Below are 14,712 nucleotides of genomic sequence, written 5' to 3'. Positions count from 1 at the left end.
CTGCGCGCGCTCAATCGCTGCGCGCAGCTGCCACGGCTTGCGCCGCCAGCCACAGGCGAATCGCCCCGGCGAGGCCGGGCGGCGTCGGGCTGGCGATGCGTTCGGCATCGATTCGCGCGACCAGCGCATTGAGCGGCAGGCCTTCAGCCTCTGCCGCGCGGCGCAGCCAATCCCAGAACAGCGGTTCCAGGCTGATCGAGGTCTTGTGCCCGGCGATTTCGACCGAGCGCTTGACCGGGGGATGATAGGGACTGGTCATGCCGCAGGTGACGGGCGGCACGCGCGGTGCCGCCCGCCAAACATCAGTACATGTGCTGGCCACCATTGATCGACATCGTCGATCCGGTAACGAAGCCGCCCTCTTCCGAAGTCAGGAAGGCAACGCCACGCGCAATTTCGCTGGCCTGGCCAAGGCGGCCGGTGGGAATGCGGGCAACGATCTTTTCCAGCACAGCGGGCGGCACCGCCGCGACCATGTCGGTATCGATATAGCCCGGCGCGATGGCATTAACCGTCACACCATACTTGGCGCCTTCCTGGGCCAGGGCCTTGGTAAAGCCATGAATGCCGGATTTGGCTGCGGCATAGTTGACCTGGCCATACTGGCCGGCCTGGCCATTGATCGAGCCGATGTTGACGATACGGCCCCAACCACGATCGCGCATGCCCTGGAACGTGGCCTTGGCCATGTTGAAGCAACCGCCCAGGTTGATGCGCATGACCTCGTTCCAGTCATCGAAGCTCATCTTGTGCAGCACGCCATCGCGGGTGATGCCGGCGTTGTTGACCACGATGTCGATCGCGCCCACTTCGGCCGCCACGCGGGCGCAGCCTTCCATCGTCGCTTCGTGATCGCCCACGTCCCAACGGTAGGCCTTGATTCCGGTCCGTTCGGTAAAGGCCTTGGCCTTTTCCTCGTTGCCCGCATAATTCGCAACGACGGTTCGTCCCTGTTCCTGCAAGGCAAGGCAGATCGCTTCGCCGATACCCCGGGTTCCGCCCGTTACGATGGCCACTCGCGTCATTCTTGTACTCCCGTACTTCACCAGCTTGGAGAGCGGCTAGGCTAGGGTGATGACACCCGCGCGACAAGCCGGCTTGCGTCCAAACCGATAAATTTCTTCGACGAATATCGATAAGCAATGGCGCAGGATTGAGGCAGTGATGCTGCGGCCGGCAAACGCAGCAAATGCGCCTGCTCGCCCCATGCGGACCGCGGCCACGCGCAGGATGGTGCTGGCCCAGCTTGCAACAAAAAGGCCCGCCGAAGCGAGCCTGTTGTTCCACCGAAATGGAGAAGATCGCGGGGGCAATGCGGCGATCAGAAGCGGAACTGCGTTCCGAGGTAAACCGCTTGGCTGTCCTGGCGCGCATCGGTCAGCGGATGCAGGCGATCGCGGTCCGAGGAGTAGCGAACACCCGCAGTCACATCGAGATTGCGGGTCAGGCGATAGCTGCCGCCGAAATCGACCTGGTAATCGCCCTGGGTTTCCAGCGTGCGCGGGGCGCGGCCGGCGCGCTCCTTCTCGTCCAGCGCGATGCGCGGCGCGAGACGGCCAGTGCTGCCCGTGGTGGCAGCGGCCGACGGCGTGGCCACGGCAAAGTGATTGAGATCGGGCATGTCGAGGCGCTGCGTATCACGGTCGAAGCCGTCGCCGGTGCCAAGACCGCTGGTCACGGCAAAGCTTTGGTAGCCGCGCGCCATGCCCAGGTTGAAGGCATTGGGCACGATGCGCAGCGGGGTGCCGTTGCCGGCAGCGCCGCCAATGTTGCCGAGCACGCCACGCACCGAGATCGCCCGGGCAACTTCCGGGTTGACCCGCACCGCCACGGTGATGGCGCGGTCCGCACGCGAATCTGCGCCGGCCGGGGTGAAGCGGAACATATGGCTGTTGCCAAGGCCACGCACGGTGATCGCGGCAGCCAGCTTGGGATCGCCCGAAGCCGGGGTGAACGAACCGATGCCGCCGCGCGCCGCCAGGCTGACCTGGGCAAGCGGCTTGAACGAGCCGGTGACGGCACTGCTGACCGTGGGGGCGATGACCAGGCCAGCGGCAATGCAGGTGGCGGCGAGCAGCGGCGCCCGCAGCGCGCGCGGCAGCACGGAACGGCGCAAGCCCTGCGCGTTCGCCTTTTTGCTGCCCCTGCCGCTCATGTTCCTGCCTGCTTCCTGTCTTTGGTCGTTGCGAATCACATTATGCATCATGCGATCGATGTGGCCGGTAAAACGACGCTAACATGACGAAGGCATGACACTCCACTTCGATGTACTCCTTCGCCCCGGTGATTTCCAGATTGGAAACGTCGGAACCGCCAAGGATTTCCCGCGCTGTGGCCAAGTGGTGACACCAATGCCGGACCACCTGCCCAAACACCACGGATTGCGGGCCAAAGTGCATCCACCCACGCTTGCTGCAATCGGTTTTGGTTGCCCGGTCATTCACCACGCGTTCACCGCCGCAACCGCTTCAACCGTCAGTGCTCCACGCCCTTGTACGCCGGGGATTTGCCAGCTCAGATGAAACAATGCGCGTGTCCTGGCAACGCGGCTTGCCGGGCAGCGTACCAGGGTGATAGAGGCGTGGCCAAAGCAACCGTGCGAGGCCACGGAAAATTTTTCTCTGCCGTGCGCCAGCACGGTTTTATCATCGCCGCGGGGATGACCGCCGCTGCGCCAGACAGGACAGGATTGACGTGACGATCAGCGCCATCGCCCGCCACAACACCACCGCGGCCTCTGACACTGCACCGGCTGATGCCGCCGGCCAGATCCGTGGCGCCAGCCGGACGATCGGCCGCGCGCTTGCCGTCGGCATCCTGGCCGTGGCGATTGCCGGCTGCGCAAGCCATGGCCACAAGAAGCTCGGCAAGCTCGAGCGCATGCGCACTGACATGGCGTCGAGCAAAGTGACCACGATCGGCGTGAATGCCTACCTGTGGCGCGCCACCCTCGATTCGCTGTCGTTCATGCCGCTGCTGCAGACCGACAGCAACGGCGGCGTGATCGTCACCGACTGGTACACCAGCCCGCGCAACCCGGGCGAACGCATCAAGGTGACCGTGTCGATCCTCGACCAGGATCTGCGCGCCGACGCTCTGCGCGTCGCAGCGAGCCGCCAGGTCTCCCAGAACGGTGTGTGGGTCGATGCGCCGGTCCAGGCCGCCACCGTCCAGAAGCTGGAAGACGTCATCCTGACCAAGGCGCGCGACCTGCGCCGCCAGGCGCTGCCTTCGGGCATCAACTGACCGACCCCACCCGTATCGACCGAAACGGTGGCACGCCCGGCAGCGGCACGCGCTTGCGATAAGGCGTGCCGCTTCCTAAAGAGCGCGCCATGACTTCCGCCCCGTCTTCAGAACCCACCCGTTTCGATTCCGCAACCGCCGATCTGCGCTGGCAGAAGGCGTGGGACGATGCCCAGTCCTTCCGCGCCGACGATACGAGCGCGAAGCCGCGCAGCTATGTGCTCGAGATGTTCCCCTATCCGTCGGGGCGCATCCACATCGGCCACGTGCGCAACTATACCATGGGTGACGTGCTGGCGCGCTACAAGCGCATGATCGGGCACGAAGTCTTGCATCCCATGGGCTGGGACGCGTTCGGCATGCCGGCGGAAAACGCCGCCATGGAAAAGGGCGTGCATCCGGGCGGCTGGACGCGCGAAAACATCGCCAACATGAAGGCGCAATTGAAGCGCCTGGGCTTTGCGCTCGACTGGAGCCGCGAAATCGCCACGTGCGAGCCGGAATATTACGGGCATGAACAGGCCCTGTTCCTCGATCTCTATGCGGCAGGCCTGGTCTATCGCAAGGAATCGGCGGTCAACTGGGACCCGATCGACCACACCGTGCTCGCCAACGAGCAGGTGATCGACGGGCGCGGCTGGCGCAGCGGCGCGCTGGTCGAAAAGCGCAAGCTGAACCAGTGGTTCCTGAAGATTACGGACTTCGCCGACGAACTGCTCGAGGGGCTGTCCACCCTCGACAAGTGGCCGGAAAAGGTGCGGCTGATGCAGGAAAACTGGATCGGCAAGAGCCAGGGCCTGCAATTCGCGTTCGACCTGTCGAACGGGGACAGCCTGGAGGTCTATACCACCCGCCCCGACACGATCTTTGGCGCCAGCTTCGTCGCCGTGGCCGCCGATCATCCGGTGGCGCAGGGCGTGGCCGCCGGCAATCCTGCTGCGCAGGATTTCATCGCCCTGTGCAAGCAGGGCGGCACCACTGCGGCCGAGCTGGAAACGGCGGAAAAGCTGGGCTTTGACACCGGCATCACCGCGCGCCATCCGCTCACCGGGGCGGCGCTGCCGGTCTACATCGCCAACTTCGTGCTGATGGATTATGGCACCGGCGCGATCATGGCCGTGCCCGGACACGACCAGCGCGACTTCGATTTCGCCACCAAGTATGGCCTGCCGATCCTGCGCGTGGTCGCCACCGATCCCGCCGACGCCGACAAGCCGTTTGGCGCCGAAGCCGAGGCCGGCGATGGCGTGCTGGTCAACTCGCAGTTCCTCGACGGGATGAGCGTGGCGCAGGCCAAGAAGGCCGTGATCGACCGCGCCCAGGGCGAAGGCTGGGGCCAGGGCCAGACCGTATGGCGCCTGCGTGATTGGGGCGTGAGCCGCCAGCGCTATTGGGGCACGCCGATCCCCTTCGTGCACTGCGAAGTGTGCGGCGTGGTGCCGGTGCCCAAGAAGCAGTTGCCGGTGACCCTGCCCGACGACGTGGATTTCTCGGTGCCGGGCAATCCGCTCGACCGCCATCCCACCTGGAAGCATGTGCCCTGCCCGCAGTGCGGCCACGCGGCGCGGCGCGAGACCGACACGCTCGACACCTTCGTCGACAGCTCGTGGTATTTCCTGCGCTTTGCCAGCCAGCCGGCCGATCGCCCGTTCGATCCCGACGTGATCAAGCAGTGGCTGCCGGTGGAACAATATATCGGCGGCATCGAGCATGCGATTCTGCACCTGCTCTATGCCCGGTTCTGGACGCGCGCCCTCGCCCGCATCGGCAAGATCGAAGTGACCGAGCCGTTCGGCAGCCTGTTCACCCAGGGCATGGTCACGCACGAGACCTATTCGCGCGTCGATCCCGCCAATGGCCAGCCGATCTGGCACGCACCGGGCGAGGTGGAGCGCACCGGCGACGGGGCAACGCTCAAGGCCGATGGCCAGCCGGTGGAAATCGGCCGCGTCATCAAGATGTCGAAGTCCAAGAAGAACGTGGTGGACCCCGACGATATCGTGGCCCGCTATGGCGCCGACGCGATCCGCTGGTTCATGCTGTCAGACAGCCCGCCCGAGCGTGACCTGCCTTGGTCGGAAGCCGGAATCGAGGGCTGCGCGCGCTTCGTGCAGCGGTTGTGGCGCCTGTTTGCCCAGGCCGATGCCAGCGCCACGGGCGAGGACAAGGCGCTCGATCGCAAGGTCCACCAGACGGTGCATGCCGTCGCGCTGGATATCGAGGCACTCGGCTTCAACAAGGCCGTTGCGCGCATCTATGAGCTGACCGGCGCCACCGAAAAAGCTGCGCCCTCGGCCAGCCGCACCCAGGCGATCCGCACGCTGCTGCTGCTCGTGGCGCCGATGATGCCGCATCTGGCCGAAGAAGCCTTTGCCACGCACGGCAGCGGCCTGGTGGCCGACGCCGCCTGGCCGACGGTCGATCCGGCCCTGCTGGTCGACGACGAAGTGACCGTCGCCGTTCAGGTCAAGGGCAAGCTGCGTGATACGCTAACCGTCGCCAAGGGCACCGCGCGCGAGGAACTGGAAGCCCTTGCGCTGGCATCCGACAAGGTGCAGCGTGCACTCGACGGGGCAGCTGTGAAGAAGGTGATCGTGGTGCCCGATCGATTGGTGAACCTTGTTGTCTAAGTCCCGCATCACGCTCTGTATGGCCTTGTTCTGCCTGCCGCTGGCCGGCTGCGGGTTGCAGCCGATGTATGCCGGCGGCGGATCGGGCGCCGTGGCGCGGGCGGTGTCTGCGGTGGACGTGGCACCGATCGCCGGCAAGTCTGGCTGGCTGGTGCGCCACGCCCTCACCGACCGGCTGGGCAGCGGGGGCAAGCAGCCGCAGTACCGCCTCGACGTGCGCCTTGACGAAAAGCTTCAGGGCTTGGGCCAGCTGTCGGACGACACCATCACGCGCGAACGGCGCACCATGCGTGCGCGCTATCAGCTGGTCGATCTGGGCAACGGGGCAGTCGTGCTCGATGCCACGGCATCGGCCGACGCCGGGCTTGACGTGGTATCGAGCGAGTATTCCGTGATCGCGGCAGAACAGACCGCGCAGGAAAACCTCTCGCGCGAGATTGCCGACCAGATCATCACCCGCGTCGCCACCCGGCTGCGCGAAAAGACCCAGGGCACTGCGCCTGTCGCCGTGCCTGCCGCCCCCGCGCCTTCGCCCTCTCCTGCCCCCGGCCAATAGGCCGATCGCCGTGAAGGTTACGCAAAAGACCTTTGCCGGCGCGGCTGCCCGCGCCGCGCAGGATTGCCGGATCTTCTATTTCTGCGGCCCCGACGAAGCCGGGGCAGCCGATGCCGCCGCTCGCATCGCCGGCCTCCTGGGCGAGGCGGAGCGGGTGGAACTGGCCGGGGCGGAACTGCGCCGCGATCCTGTACGCCTGGCCGACGAAGCGCGCTCGGTTTCCCTGTTTGGTGACCGCCGCCAGATCCACGTGCGCACCGCCGGCGATGAAGTGTTCGATGCCGTCGAAACCCTGCTGGCTAGCCCGGTAGACGGCTGGCCGGTGCTGATCGTTGCCAGCGCGGCCACCGACAAGTCACGCGTAGCCAAGTTGCTGGGCGATCGCGGTGATACCCTGGTCGGCATGTTCCATCCGCCCGATCTGCGTTCGGTCGTCGATGCCGTGCGCGACATGGCCGGCGCGGCCGGCTTGCGCATGACCGGAGACCTCGCCGAGCGCATCGCCCGCGCCACCGCGCTCGATACCCGGATGGCGCGCAGCGAGGTGGAAAAGCTGGCGCTCTATCTCGATGCCAGCCCGCAATCGCCGCGCACGGCCGACGCCGCCGCGCTTGATGCCATCGGCGCATCGACCGAAGACGATGGCATGATGCCGGTGGTCAATGCGGTGCTGTCTGGCGACAGCCGTCGAGTCGGCTCCGAACTGGCGCGCGCGCGGGAAATGGGAATTAACCCCGTCGGTTTGCTGCTTGCGTTCGAACGACGGGCCGCACAACTGGCGCAACTTTGCGGGCGCATGGGAAGCTGCAGCGATATCAATAGTTTCCTGGAACAGGAAATGGCCGCGCGGCGAGTTTTCTTTCGGGACAAACCCGATCTGGCAAATCAGCTCAAGCGCTGGCGGGGGCGCCGCCTGGAACGCCTGCTGGAACGGCTGATTTCCTTGCATCGCAGCCTTCTAGCTGACAGTCGCAACGCGGATCTGGCGCTTTGGCAGGCCCTGGCGGAAATTGCGCGGGCTGCAGCGCGCTGAACTGGTCGGATCGTCGCTATAGGTGCCGCTGGAGAACCGTGCTAAGCATAAATACTTGCCATTGTGGGGTAAGCCTGTAGATATTGCAGCGCAACAAAGACCTTTTCGGACGCAGTGTCGGCCACGATTCGGCCGGTTAGGGCGTAATGGCCTTACCTGCGCCCATAAACGACGGCTGCTTCATGGCGGCAGCGGCATCAAAGGACAGTGAGACCGGCAATGACCACGCTAGATCTCCCGGCCCAGACGGCGCAAGCCAGTTATAGCGAGCAGCGTTCTACCAATCCGGCACGCATCAAGCTGCCGCTTGCTGCCTCACTCGAGCATCGGCGCCTACAGTGCTATTTGATGCTCATCCTGCTCGACGCGCTGATGATCGTGGCCGCGATGCTGGGCGCCAGCGAAGCAAAATATGGCATGACGCCGGCCTTCGAAGTGCGGCAACTTGGCCTTTTGTTGCCTTTCTATGCTATCGCGGGGTTGGCTTTCGACGCTTATTCGCTGTCCGCACTTACCTCGTCGCGCTTCAGCCGTCACCGTGCGTTTTTCTCGCTGCTTGCAGCGTTTACAATGCTGATCTTCATTGCCTTTTTCGCCAAGGTCTCCGATCAGATCTCTCGCGTATCCACCGGCATCAGTTTTCTCGCCTGCGCATTCGCGCTCATCCTGGGACGCACTGCGATGCAACCGCTCATTCGCAAGATGTGCGGGCCCACTGCGCAAAACGTCCTCATTCTCGATGATGGTGGATTGCCCGTCCGCGTTCCTCATGCGTGGCATGTTGACGCTCGCCAGCACCGCTTAGTTCCTAATCGCAACGATCCGCACATGCTCGATCGTCTGGCCATGTTCATGACCAATATGGACCGCGTGCTGGTGAGCTGCCCGCCAGAACGGCAGATGGAATGGGCCATGGTGCTCAAGGGCGCCAACATTACCGGTGAGCTAATCGACGAAACGGTAGTGGCCATGGGCGTACTCGGTGCACGCCGCGTTGATGACACTGGCTCTCTAGTAGTATCGGCAGGGCCGCTGGGCATGCGCGGTCGCGCAGCCAAACGTGCGATGGATCTGGCTATTGCCGGACCGGCCGTCTTGTTCTTAACGCCCCTGCTGCTGACCATTGCCTTACTGATCTATCTGGAAGATCGCGGCCCGGTCTTCTTCAAGCAACAGCGCCAGGGTCGCAATAACCGGCTGTTCTGGATCTACAAGTTCCGCTCTATGCGCGTGGCGCAGCTTGATTCAGCTGGTGCCCGCTCAGCCAGTAAGGATGACGACCGTATCACCCGCATCGGCCGCCTGATCCGCCGCACCAGTATCGATGAATTACCCCAGTTGCTCAACGTATTGCGCGGCGACATGAGCATTGTGGGCCCACGCCCGCATGCCTTGGGTTCGCTTGCTGGGACCAAGCGCTTCTGGGAAGTCGATCCGCGCTACAATCAGCGCCATTCGCTCAAGCCAGGCCTGACCGGGCTGGCTCAGGTTCGCGGCTTCCGCGGCGCTACCGATACAGAGGCGGACCTGTCTGGCCGCCTCCAGGCTGATCTCGAATACTTGGACGGCTGGACTATCTGGCGCGACGTGCAGATCATGTTCGCCACGTTCACCGTGCTCGTACACGACCGGGCCTTTTAGCCTCGCAACCTGACCGGAAACCAAATGGGGCCTTGCCGTCAGGCTAGCTTAATGGCCTGCGCCGGCTTTAGTCAGTGGGATGGACCAACAATAATGCTGAGCCCCGACGTTATGACCGCCTCTGCCGTTGTGCACTGAGCCACCGGGCTATCAAATTCCAGTCTAACCGAGCGTCGGCGGTTCGAGCCTCCTTTGCAACGCTGTGACGCTCGATTAGCCGAGCGAATTGATGACGCGCCGGGGCATCGAGACAACATCCTACTTGCTTCAACGAGGGCTTCCGCGACGGGTTGCTGGCGCCGCACTTTCTCGGTCTGAACAACGCGGACGTGGTTCTGTGTCCAGTGGGTGGCAGGTTTTTGCACGCCTTGTACGATGGGCTGTTCAGGCTTACCCGCGAGTCATAGCGGGAGCGGGGGCGCGCGCGACGCAGCTGCGATCGGCAGCTGGAGCGTCAAAATTACCGAAAGCGGTGCGCCCAACGTACCATCCTGAATCTGACTGTAAGGTGGGGCGGTGAGTCAGAAGGAAAATTGAATGGCGGCAAGGGCCGTCGTCGAACAACAACCAGCCGCTTCAAGATATCCTGCCATTGCAAGCCTTCGTTTGTACGACATAATGATACGCGCACGTCTGCATATTTCGAAGGACCACCCCAGTGCTGCGCCAAAGTGTTCGCCCACCGTAAGACGCCAAATTGAAGGCGGAACGACATATAGCTCAACTGGGCGCCGTGGCAGTGTGGAACTTAGCCGACGACACCCACCTTAAGGCGATCACGATTGGAGCTTGGGTAGCCGATCCGTGCCATCGCACGGCCTTGCCATGCCTTTGTATCTCACCGAGGAATTGTCACACGACATCGCCCAAGCGTTTGATCTGTCGAACTTGCATAGGGCTCTGCAGCGCGCCAGCAGACGCATGGGCTTCGACCATTTTGCGCTCAATTTCGATTTGCATCATCACGGCGCATCGCCCGATGGTGTGCTTCTGCACGACTATCCCGACGCCTGGGCGAAGGTCTATGTGGCGTTCGACCTTGCCGGCCGGGATCCTGTCAGGCGGGCGTGCGACAAGAGCCTGACCGGTTTTGCCTGGCGAGACTTGTCCCGTCTCATCCCCATGACCAAAGGCGATCGCCAGATGCTGGACATTGGCCGTGAGGTCGGTCTTGCCGATGGCTATACTATTGGCAGGCATCTTCCTGGCGAATCGAGCGGCTCCTGCAGTTTCGTCATGCGTGCCGAACGAAGCTTGCCACAGGGCATGCTGATGGTTGCCGAACTGATCGGCGCGATCGCCCTCGCCGCGGCACGCCGCCTGACCGTCGGACCAACCACGCCGCCGCAGGTCCAGTTCACCGATCGCCAGCGCGAGTGCGTGCTGTGGGCAGCGCGCGGCAAGACAGCCTACGAAACCAGCATCATTCTCGGGATCAGCGAGGAAACGGTCATCCAGCATCTCAAGATGGCGCGCGAACGCAGTGCCCTGCATTCGCGCCATGAGCTGACGACCTTCGCCCTGCTCTGTGGCTTCATCGGCTACCAGGACATTTTCCCGTGGTGGTGGCGTGCGGGTCAACGATCGGGCTGACCGAAGAACCGGCTGCAGCATCCCCATTCCTTGGTATGGTCGGCTGCGCTGCGACATGATGGGATCTGGTCATGCCACAACGGGGATGACCACCATGCTACCCAACCCGATGCTGTCGCGGGCCCGCCCACAGCCAAGCGCCCCGGCGCCGGTGGATGTTGAGACCAAAGCCCTGCGCGCGATGTTTGCCGCCCGCAAGCGCGTCTTCGTCGATCTGCTGGGGTGGGATCTGCCGGTTCTCGCCGGTCGATTCGAAGTCGATCAGTTCGACAATCCGTGCGCCGAATACCTGGTTCTGGCCGACACGGACGGAACCCATTGTGGCTCGGCGCGGCTGCTGCGCAGCGATGGTCCGCACCTGCTGGGTGACCTCTATGCCCACCTGTGCCCCGCTGGCGTTCCCTGCGGGCCGGGTATCCGCGAGATTACGCGTTTTTGTCTGGATCCCGCTCTGGGCGCCGTCGCACGACGCAAGACCCGCAACCAGCTGGTTACGGCGCTCGCCGAACACGCGCTGGCCCACGGCATTGCCGCCTATACCGGCATCGCCACCTACGCCTGGTTCGAGCAGATTGCCCGGTTCGGTTGGGTTTGCCGCAAGCTCGGGCCCGCCGGCAACCTGCGCGCCAGCGATCTCGTCGCGCTGCACATCACGATTGACGACCAGACGCTGCCCGGCCTGATCGCTGGCGGCGTCTACGACCGGGCTGCCCGTGTCCTGCATCGTGCAGGAGACCTGGCATGACCAGCACGCGGCTCGCAGCCGATCTCGCCGTGCTGGATCGCGACGGCTTCGTGATCGTCCACGATGCCGTGCCGCGCGCCTGGATCCGAGCACTGGATCGCGAACTGGCCGATGATTTCGCGGCAACACCTTATGCCAGAGGTGACTTCTACGGCCACAGGACCAAGCGCTTCGGGCGGCTGCTGACCCGCGCCGATCGGGTGCAGGACCTGGTGCTCTGTCCGCATATCCTGGCATTGGCCGAAGCCGTGCTGGGCACAGCCTGCGAGCGCATCCAGCTCAATGTTGCCCAGGCCATCGCGATCCATCCTGGCGAGCGCGCGCAATTTCCCCATGCCGACCAGGACATGTGGGGCGGCGTCAAAGGCACCCACGAATTCCTGCTCAATGTCATGTGGCCGCTCACCACGTTCACCGCAAACAATGGTGCGACGCGGCTCTATCCCGGCACCCATCGCCGTCCGCCACAAGCGCTCGATGATTTGCCCGCCCCGGTGGTCGCGGCCTGCCAACCCGGAGCGGCGATCTGCTTCCTCGGGTCTACCGTCCATGGTGGCGGCGCCAACATCACGACTAGACCGCGCCGTGGTATCGTTGTCGGTTACAGCCTGGGCTGGCTCAAGCCTTATGAAAACCCGTTCCTCGCCTACCCGCCGGCCATAGCGCGGCAGTTTCCGCGTCCACTGACCGAACTCCTCGGCTATGTTCAGCACCGCCCCAACCTCGGCAATTTCGAAGGGCAATGCCCGTCGCTGCTGCTCGAGGACACTGTTCCGGCAGGGCTCGGCGCCGTCGATGCGCTGCGCCCCGACCAGGCGAGCATGCTGACTGCATTTGCAAGGCATGACGCTTGAGCCCGGCCCATGTCTTCGAGCCGACCTATCGCGCCTTGCGCGAGCGCTTGCTGACGGCCACCTGGCCACCGGGCACGCGGCTGGAGAGTGCCCGCCTGGCCGCCCAATTGATGGTCAGCGCCACGCCGGTGCGCGACAGCCTCAACCGCCTCCTTGGCGAAGGGCTGGTCGTGCTGCATCCCGGTCTGGGGTTTCTCGTGCCGCGCCTGCTCGAACAGGATGTGCGCGATCTTCTCGCCTGCCAACACCATATGCTGCTGCACGCGCTTGAAGACGCAACGCCCGGCGGGCTGGACCACAGCGTTGCGCCTGCGGACAACATGGCCGACACGCAACTGACAACGCGTCGGCGCGCGTTGATCGCCGATCTTGCGCAGGCCTGCCGCAACCGGGCCTGGGGCGATCTTGCGCAGCAGATCGACGATTGCCTTGCCCCGGTGCTTCATCACGAAGCAGAGGTGCTGGAGGATGTAGCAGCCGAACTGGACAGCCTGGAGGAGACCTGGTCGCGGGCCCGAGACGGCGGCGCGCCACTGGCGTCGCTGATTCCGCTGCTGGGCAGCTTTGCGCAGCGACGCATTGCTGCAGCAAGCGCTCTGCTCGTCCGCCTTGCCGGCTAGGCGCTTGTCAGTCCTGGCATGCTTCGCCATGATGGCACTGGTTGCCGATCGCTGGCGCGGCAACCTGGGAATGGCTCCCGCCAGACATCATGCACGCCTGACCAAGCGGTCCGGCGGCTGCCGCACCAACGGGAACGGCTTCCCTGCGGTGCCTTGGCAGCACAGTCCTGAACCAAGCGACGTGCCTTCCGGCGCGTCGTTCGGTGTGCCGGCACGGAAACGGCCGTGTCTTCATCCTCGGGGCGCCCCGCTCCGACCGAAACCCTGCTTGGCCGCGCCTATCGCGCGGAGCGGCCCGGATTGCTGCGTTTCCTGCGCCGCAAGGTCGATCCCGATCTGGCAACCGACCTGCTCCACGATGTCTTCGTGCGCGCGCTGGGTAGCGCCGACGCGGATCGCCTGGCCAACCCCGCAGCATTCCTGCGCAAGGTTGCGGGCAATCTGCTGATCGACCGGGCCCGCCGCGCAGCGCGCCACCCTGCCCCGCTGGCTCTGGCAGAAACCGAGGAACCCGCCGTTGCACCAGAGCAGGGACTGGCGCTCGAAGCTGCCGAACTGCTCGCCTTGTACGAGGCCGCCGTACAAGCGCTTTCACCACGCACCCGCGAAGTTTTCCTGATGCACCGGGTCGATGGCCAGACGTATCGCGAAATCCATGAAGCGCTTGGCATTTCCGTGGCAACGGTCGAATATCACATGATGAAAGCCCTTGCTGCAATTGCCCGGGCCGTGGAACCGGCGCGATGACCACTGTGCCGCCAACCGGCCCCGAGATCGACCTGATCGAGGAAGAGGCGATCGCCTGGTTCGTGGTGCGCCAGGATGCCGAAGGATTCACCCGGCAGGAAGAATTCGAAGGCTGGATTGCGCGCAGCGCCGCCCATGCCGCAAGCTACGCGCGCATCGAGCGCCTGTATCACGATGCCGCCATCCTGCAGGCGTCGGATCGCTATGGCGCCGACCGCCACGAACCGACGATCGCCGTGGCGCAATCCCGGCACCGGCACGGCCTGCTCATTGCCGGGCTGGTGGCTGTCGCCGTTGCAGGCCTCGGTTTGCTCCTGCATGCATGGTCCGGGAGCGAGCAGCCATCCTCCCCAGCACAAGTGCTCGCCAGCGACAACGGCGCGATCCGCAGCATCCATCTGGCTGACGGCTCGACCATTACCCTCGATGCGGCCAGCCGCGTGGATGTCCACCTGAGCGGCAGCCAGCGGCGCTTCGCGCTGGTCAACGGTCGTGCGCGTCTCGATCTGGTCAAGGACGGCCGCCCGTTCATCGTTACCGCAGCGCAGGAAGAAATTGCCGGGGACACAGCGCTGCTCGATGTCGAGACCAGCGGCGAAGCAGGCCAGGCCGTGCTGTGGCGTGGCGCAGCCCAGGCCAGGCCACTCTGGCATGACGCGGCACTGCGGTCCGATGCTGCCCCCCTGCGAGCGTCAACCGCACGCGCCCTTGGCCCCCACGCCGGACACCAGGTATCCCCGCGTGATGCGGTTGGCAGCCGCGACTGGCCGAGCGGATGGGCCGAATATCGTGCGCTGCCGCTCGGTACGCTCGCCGAAGTCGTCAACAGCTATGGCAACACCCCGTTGCGGATCGACGATCCCGCTGTCGCCAGCGCGCTTGTCTCCGGCCGCTTCCGCCTGACCGATCCGGATGCCGTGGCACAGCGCTTGGCCGACGTGTTCAATCTCGTGATCATGCGACGCGCAGACGGCATTCATCTCGCCGCACGAAAATAATTTTGCTCGCCCCCTAAGGTGTCCGCTGTCGCCGGCGTCGAACCCTGCA

At 64.5% G+C, this 14,712-nt stretch carries 14 protein-coding genes; 11 read left to right on the top strand and 3 right to left on the bottom strand.

Annotation, left to right across the window (positions count from 1 at the left end; translation table 11 throughout):
• Positions 1-10: 10 nt before the first annotated feature.
• The 3 genes from ABIC78_RS17475 to ABIC78_RS17465 all read right to left on the bottom strand — a co-directional run bounded on the left by ABIC78_RS17475 (position 11) and on the right by ABIC78_RS17465 (position 2,116).
• On the bottom strand, positions 11-259 hold the full coding sequence (locus ABIC78_RS17475; RefSeq protein WP_028657920.1) for a ribbon-helix-helix domain-containing protein: 249 nt from the start codon (positions 257-259) through the stop codon (positions 11-13).
• Positions 260-302: 43 nt separating this feature from the next.
• Positions 303-1,025 (bottom strand): acetoacetyl-CoA reductase, encoded by a 723-nt coding sequence (gene phbB / locus ABIC78_RS17470; RefSeq protein WP_022676532.1) that lies wholly within the window; start codon positions 1,023-1,025, stop codon positions 303-305.
• Between the two features lie 296 nt (positions 1,026-1,321).
• Complete coding sequence (locus ABIC78_RS17465) at positions 1,322-2,116, bottom strand: hypothetical protein (RefSeq protein WP_231627743.1); 795 nt, start codon at positions 2,114-2,116, stop codon at positions 1,322-1,324.
• A 713-nt stretch (positions 2,117-2,829) separates the two neighbouring features.
• Here ABIC78_RS17465 and ABIC78_RS17460 point away from each other — a divergent pair.
• The 11 genes from ABIC78_RS17460 to ABIC78_RS17410 all read left to right on the top strand — a co-directional run bounded on the left by ABIC78_RS17460 (position 2,830) and on the right by ABIC78_RS17410 (position 14,663).
• On the top strand, positions 2,830-3,246 hold the full coding sequence (locus ABIC78_RS17460) for a DUF3576 domain-containing protein (RefSeq protein ID WP_369801301.1): 417 nt from the start codon (positions 2,830-2,832) through the stop codon (positions 3,244-3,246).
• Between the two features lie 89 nt (positions 3,247-3,335).
• Positions 3,336-5,876 (top strand): leucine--tRNA ligase, encoded by a 2,541-nt coding sequence (gene leuS, locus ABIC78_RS17455; protein ID WP_171795497.1) that lies wholly within the window; start codon positions 3,336-3,338, stop codon positions 5,874-5,876.
• A 19-nt stretch (positions 5,877-5,895) separates the two neighbouring features.
• Positions 5,896-6,432, top strand: coding sequence for an LPS assembly lipoprotein LptE (gene lptE / locus ABIC78_RS17450; RefSeq protein WP_354491042.1), 537 nt, complete (start codon positions 5,896-5,898; stop codon positions 6,430-6,432).
• A gap of 10 nt (positions 6,433-6,442) precedes the next feature.
• The gene (holA, locus tag ABIC78_RS17445; RefSeq protein WP_171795496.1) at positions 6,443-7,465 is read left to right on the top strand and encodes a DNA polymerase III subunit delta; all 1,023 of its coding nucleotides are present in this window, start codon (positions 6,443-6,445) and stop codon (positions 7,463-7,465) included.
• 219 nt (positions 7,466-7,684) lie between these two features.
• Positions 7,685-9,106, top strand: coding sequence for an exopolysaccharide biosynthesis polyprenyl glycosylphosphotransferase (locus ABIC78_RS17440; RefSeq protein ID WP_022676526.1), 1,422 nt, complete (start codon positions 7,685-7,687; stop codon positions 9,104-9,106).
• Positions 9,107-9,931: 825 nt separating this feature from the next.
• Positions 9,932-10,699: a helix-turn-helix transcriptional regulator gene (locus ABIC78_RS17435; protein ID WP_028657915.1), complete on the top strand. Its 768-nt coding sequence runs from the start codon at positions 9,932-9,934 to the stop codon at positions 10,697-10,699.
• A gap of 85 nt (positions 10,700-10,784) precedes the next feature.
• Complete coding sequence (locus ABIC78_RS17430) at positions 10,785-11,444, top strand: acyl-homoserine-lactone synthase (protein WP_022676524.1); 660 nt, start codon at positions 10,785-10,787, stop codon at positions 11,442-11,444.
• A complete protein-coding gene (locus ABIC78_RS17425; RefSeq protein ID WP_022676523.1) occupies positions 11,441-12,298 on the top strand; it encodes a phytanoyl-CoA dioxygenase family protein in 858 nt (285 codons plus the stop codon). Before ABIC78_RS17430 ends, ABIC78_RS17425 begins: the two co-directional genes overlap by 4 nt.
• A complete protein-coding gene (locus ABIC78_RS17420; protein WP_022676522.1) occupies positions 12,295-12,918 on the top strand; it encodes a GntR family transcriptional regulator in 624 nt (207 codons plus the stop codon). The genes ABIC78_RS17425 and ABIC78_RS17420 overlap by 4 nt, the downstream gene beginning before the upstream one ends.
• Before the next feature lie 225 nt (positions 12,919-13,143).
• Positions 13,144-13,665 (top strand): RNA polymerase sigma factor, encoded by a 522-nt coding sequence (locus tag ABIC78_RS17415; protein WP_174544788.1) that lies wholly within the window; start codon positions 13,144-13,146, stop codon positions 13,663-13,665.
• Positions 13,662-14,663, top strand: a complete 1,002-nt coding sequence (locus ABIC78_RS17410; protein ID WP_022676520.1) for a FecR family protein — start codon at positions 13,662-13,664, stop codon at positions 14,661-14,663. The genes ABIC78_RS17415 and ABIC78_RS17410 overlap by 4 nt, the downstream gene beginning before the upstream one ends.
• Positions 14,664-14,712 lie beyond the last annotated feature (49 nt).

The sequence above is a fragment of the Novosphingobium sp. 1529 genome (genome assembly GCF_040544855.1).
GTDB lineage: Bacteria > Pseudomonadota > Alphaproteobacteria > Sphingomonadales > Sphingomonadaceae > Novosphingobium > Novosphingobium capsulatum.
This window is presented reverse-complemented; position numbering and strand designations above follow the sequence as displayed.

Bases quoted from the DNA above. Each gene is read 5' to 3' on its own strand.
- phbB (WP_022676532.1), bottom strand. From the start codon at position 1,025: ATGACGCGAGTGGCCATCGTAACGGGCGGAACCCGGGGTATCGGCGAA.
- ABIC78_RS17425 (WP_022676523.1), top strand. From the start codon at position 11,441: ATGACCAGCACGCGGCTCGCAGCCGATCTCGCCGTGCTGGATCGCGAC.
- ABIC78_RS17410 (WP_022676520.1), top strand. From the start codon at position 13,662: ATGACCACTGTGCCGCCAACCGGCCCCGAGATCGACCTGATCGAGGAA.
- ABIC78_RS17475 (WP_028657920.1), bottom strand. From the start codon at position 259: ATGACCAGTCCCTATCATCCCCCGGTCAAGCGCTCGGTCGAAATCGCC.
- ABIC78_RS17430 (WP_022676524.1), top strand. From the start codon at position 10,785: ATGACCACCATGCTACCCAACCCGATGCTGTCGCGGGCCCGCCCACAG.
- ABIC78_RS17440 (WP_022676526.1), top strand. From the start codon at position 7,685: ATGACCACGCTAGATCTCCCGGCCCAGACGGCGCAAGCCAGTTATAGC.
- lptE (WP_354491042.1), top strand. From the start codon at position 5,896: ATGGCCTTGTTCTGCCTGCCGCTGGCCGGCTGCGGGTTGCAGCCGATG.
- ABIC78_RS17435 (WP_028657915.1), top strand. From the start codon at position 9,932: ATGCCTTTGTATCTCACCGAGGAATTGTCACACGACATCGCCCAAGCG.
- leuS (WP_171795497.1), top strand. From the start codon at position 3,336: ATGACTTCCGCCCCGTCTTCAGAACCCACCCGTTTCGATTCCGCAACC.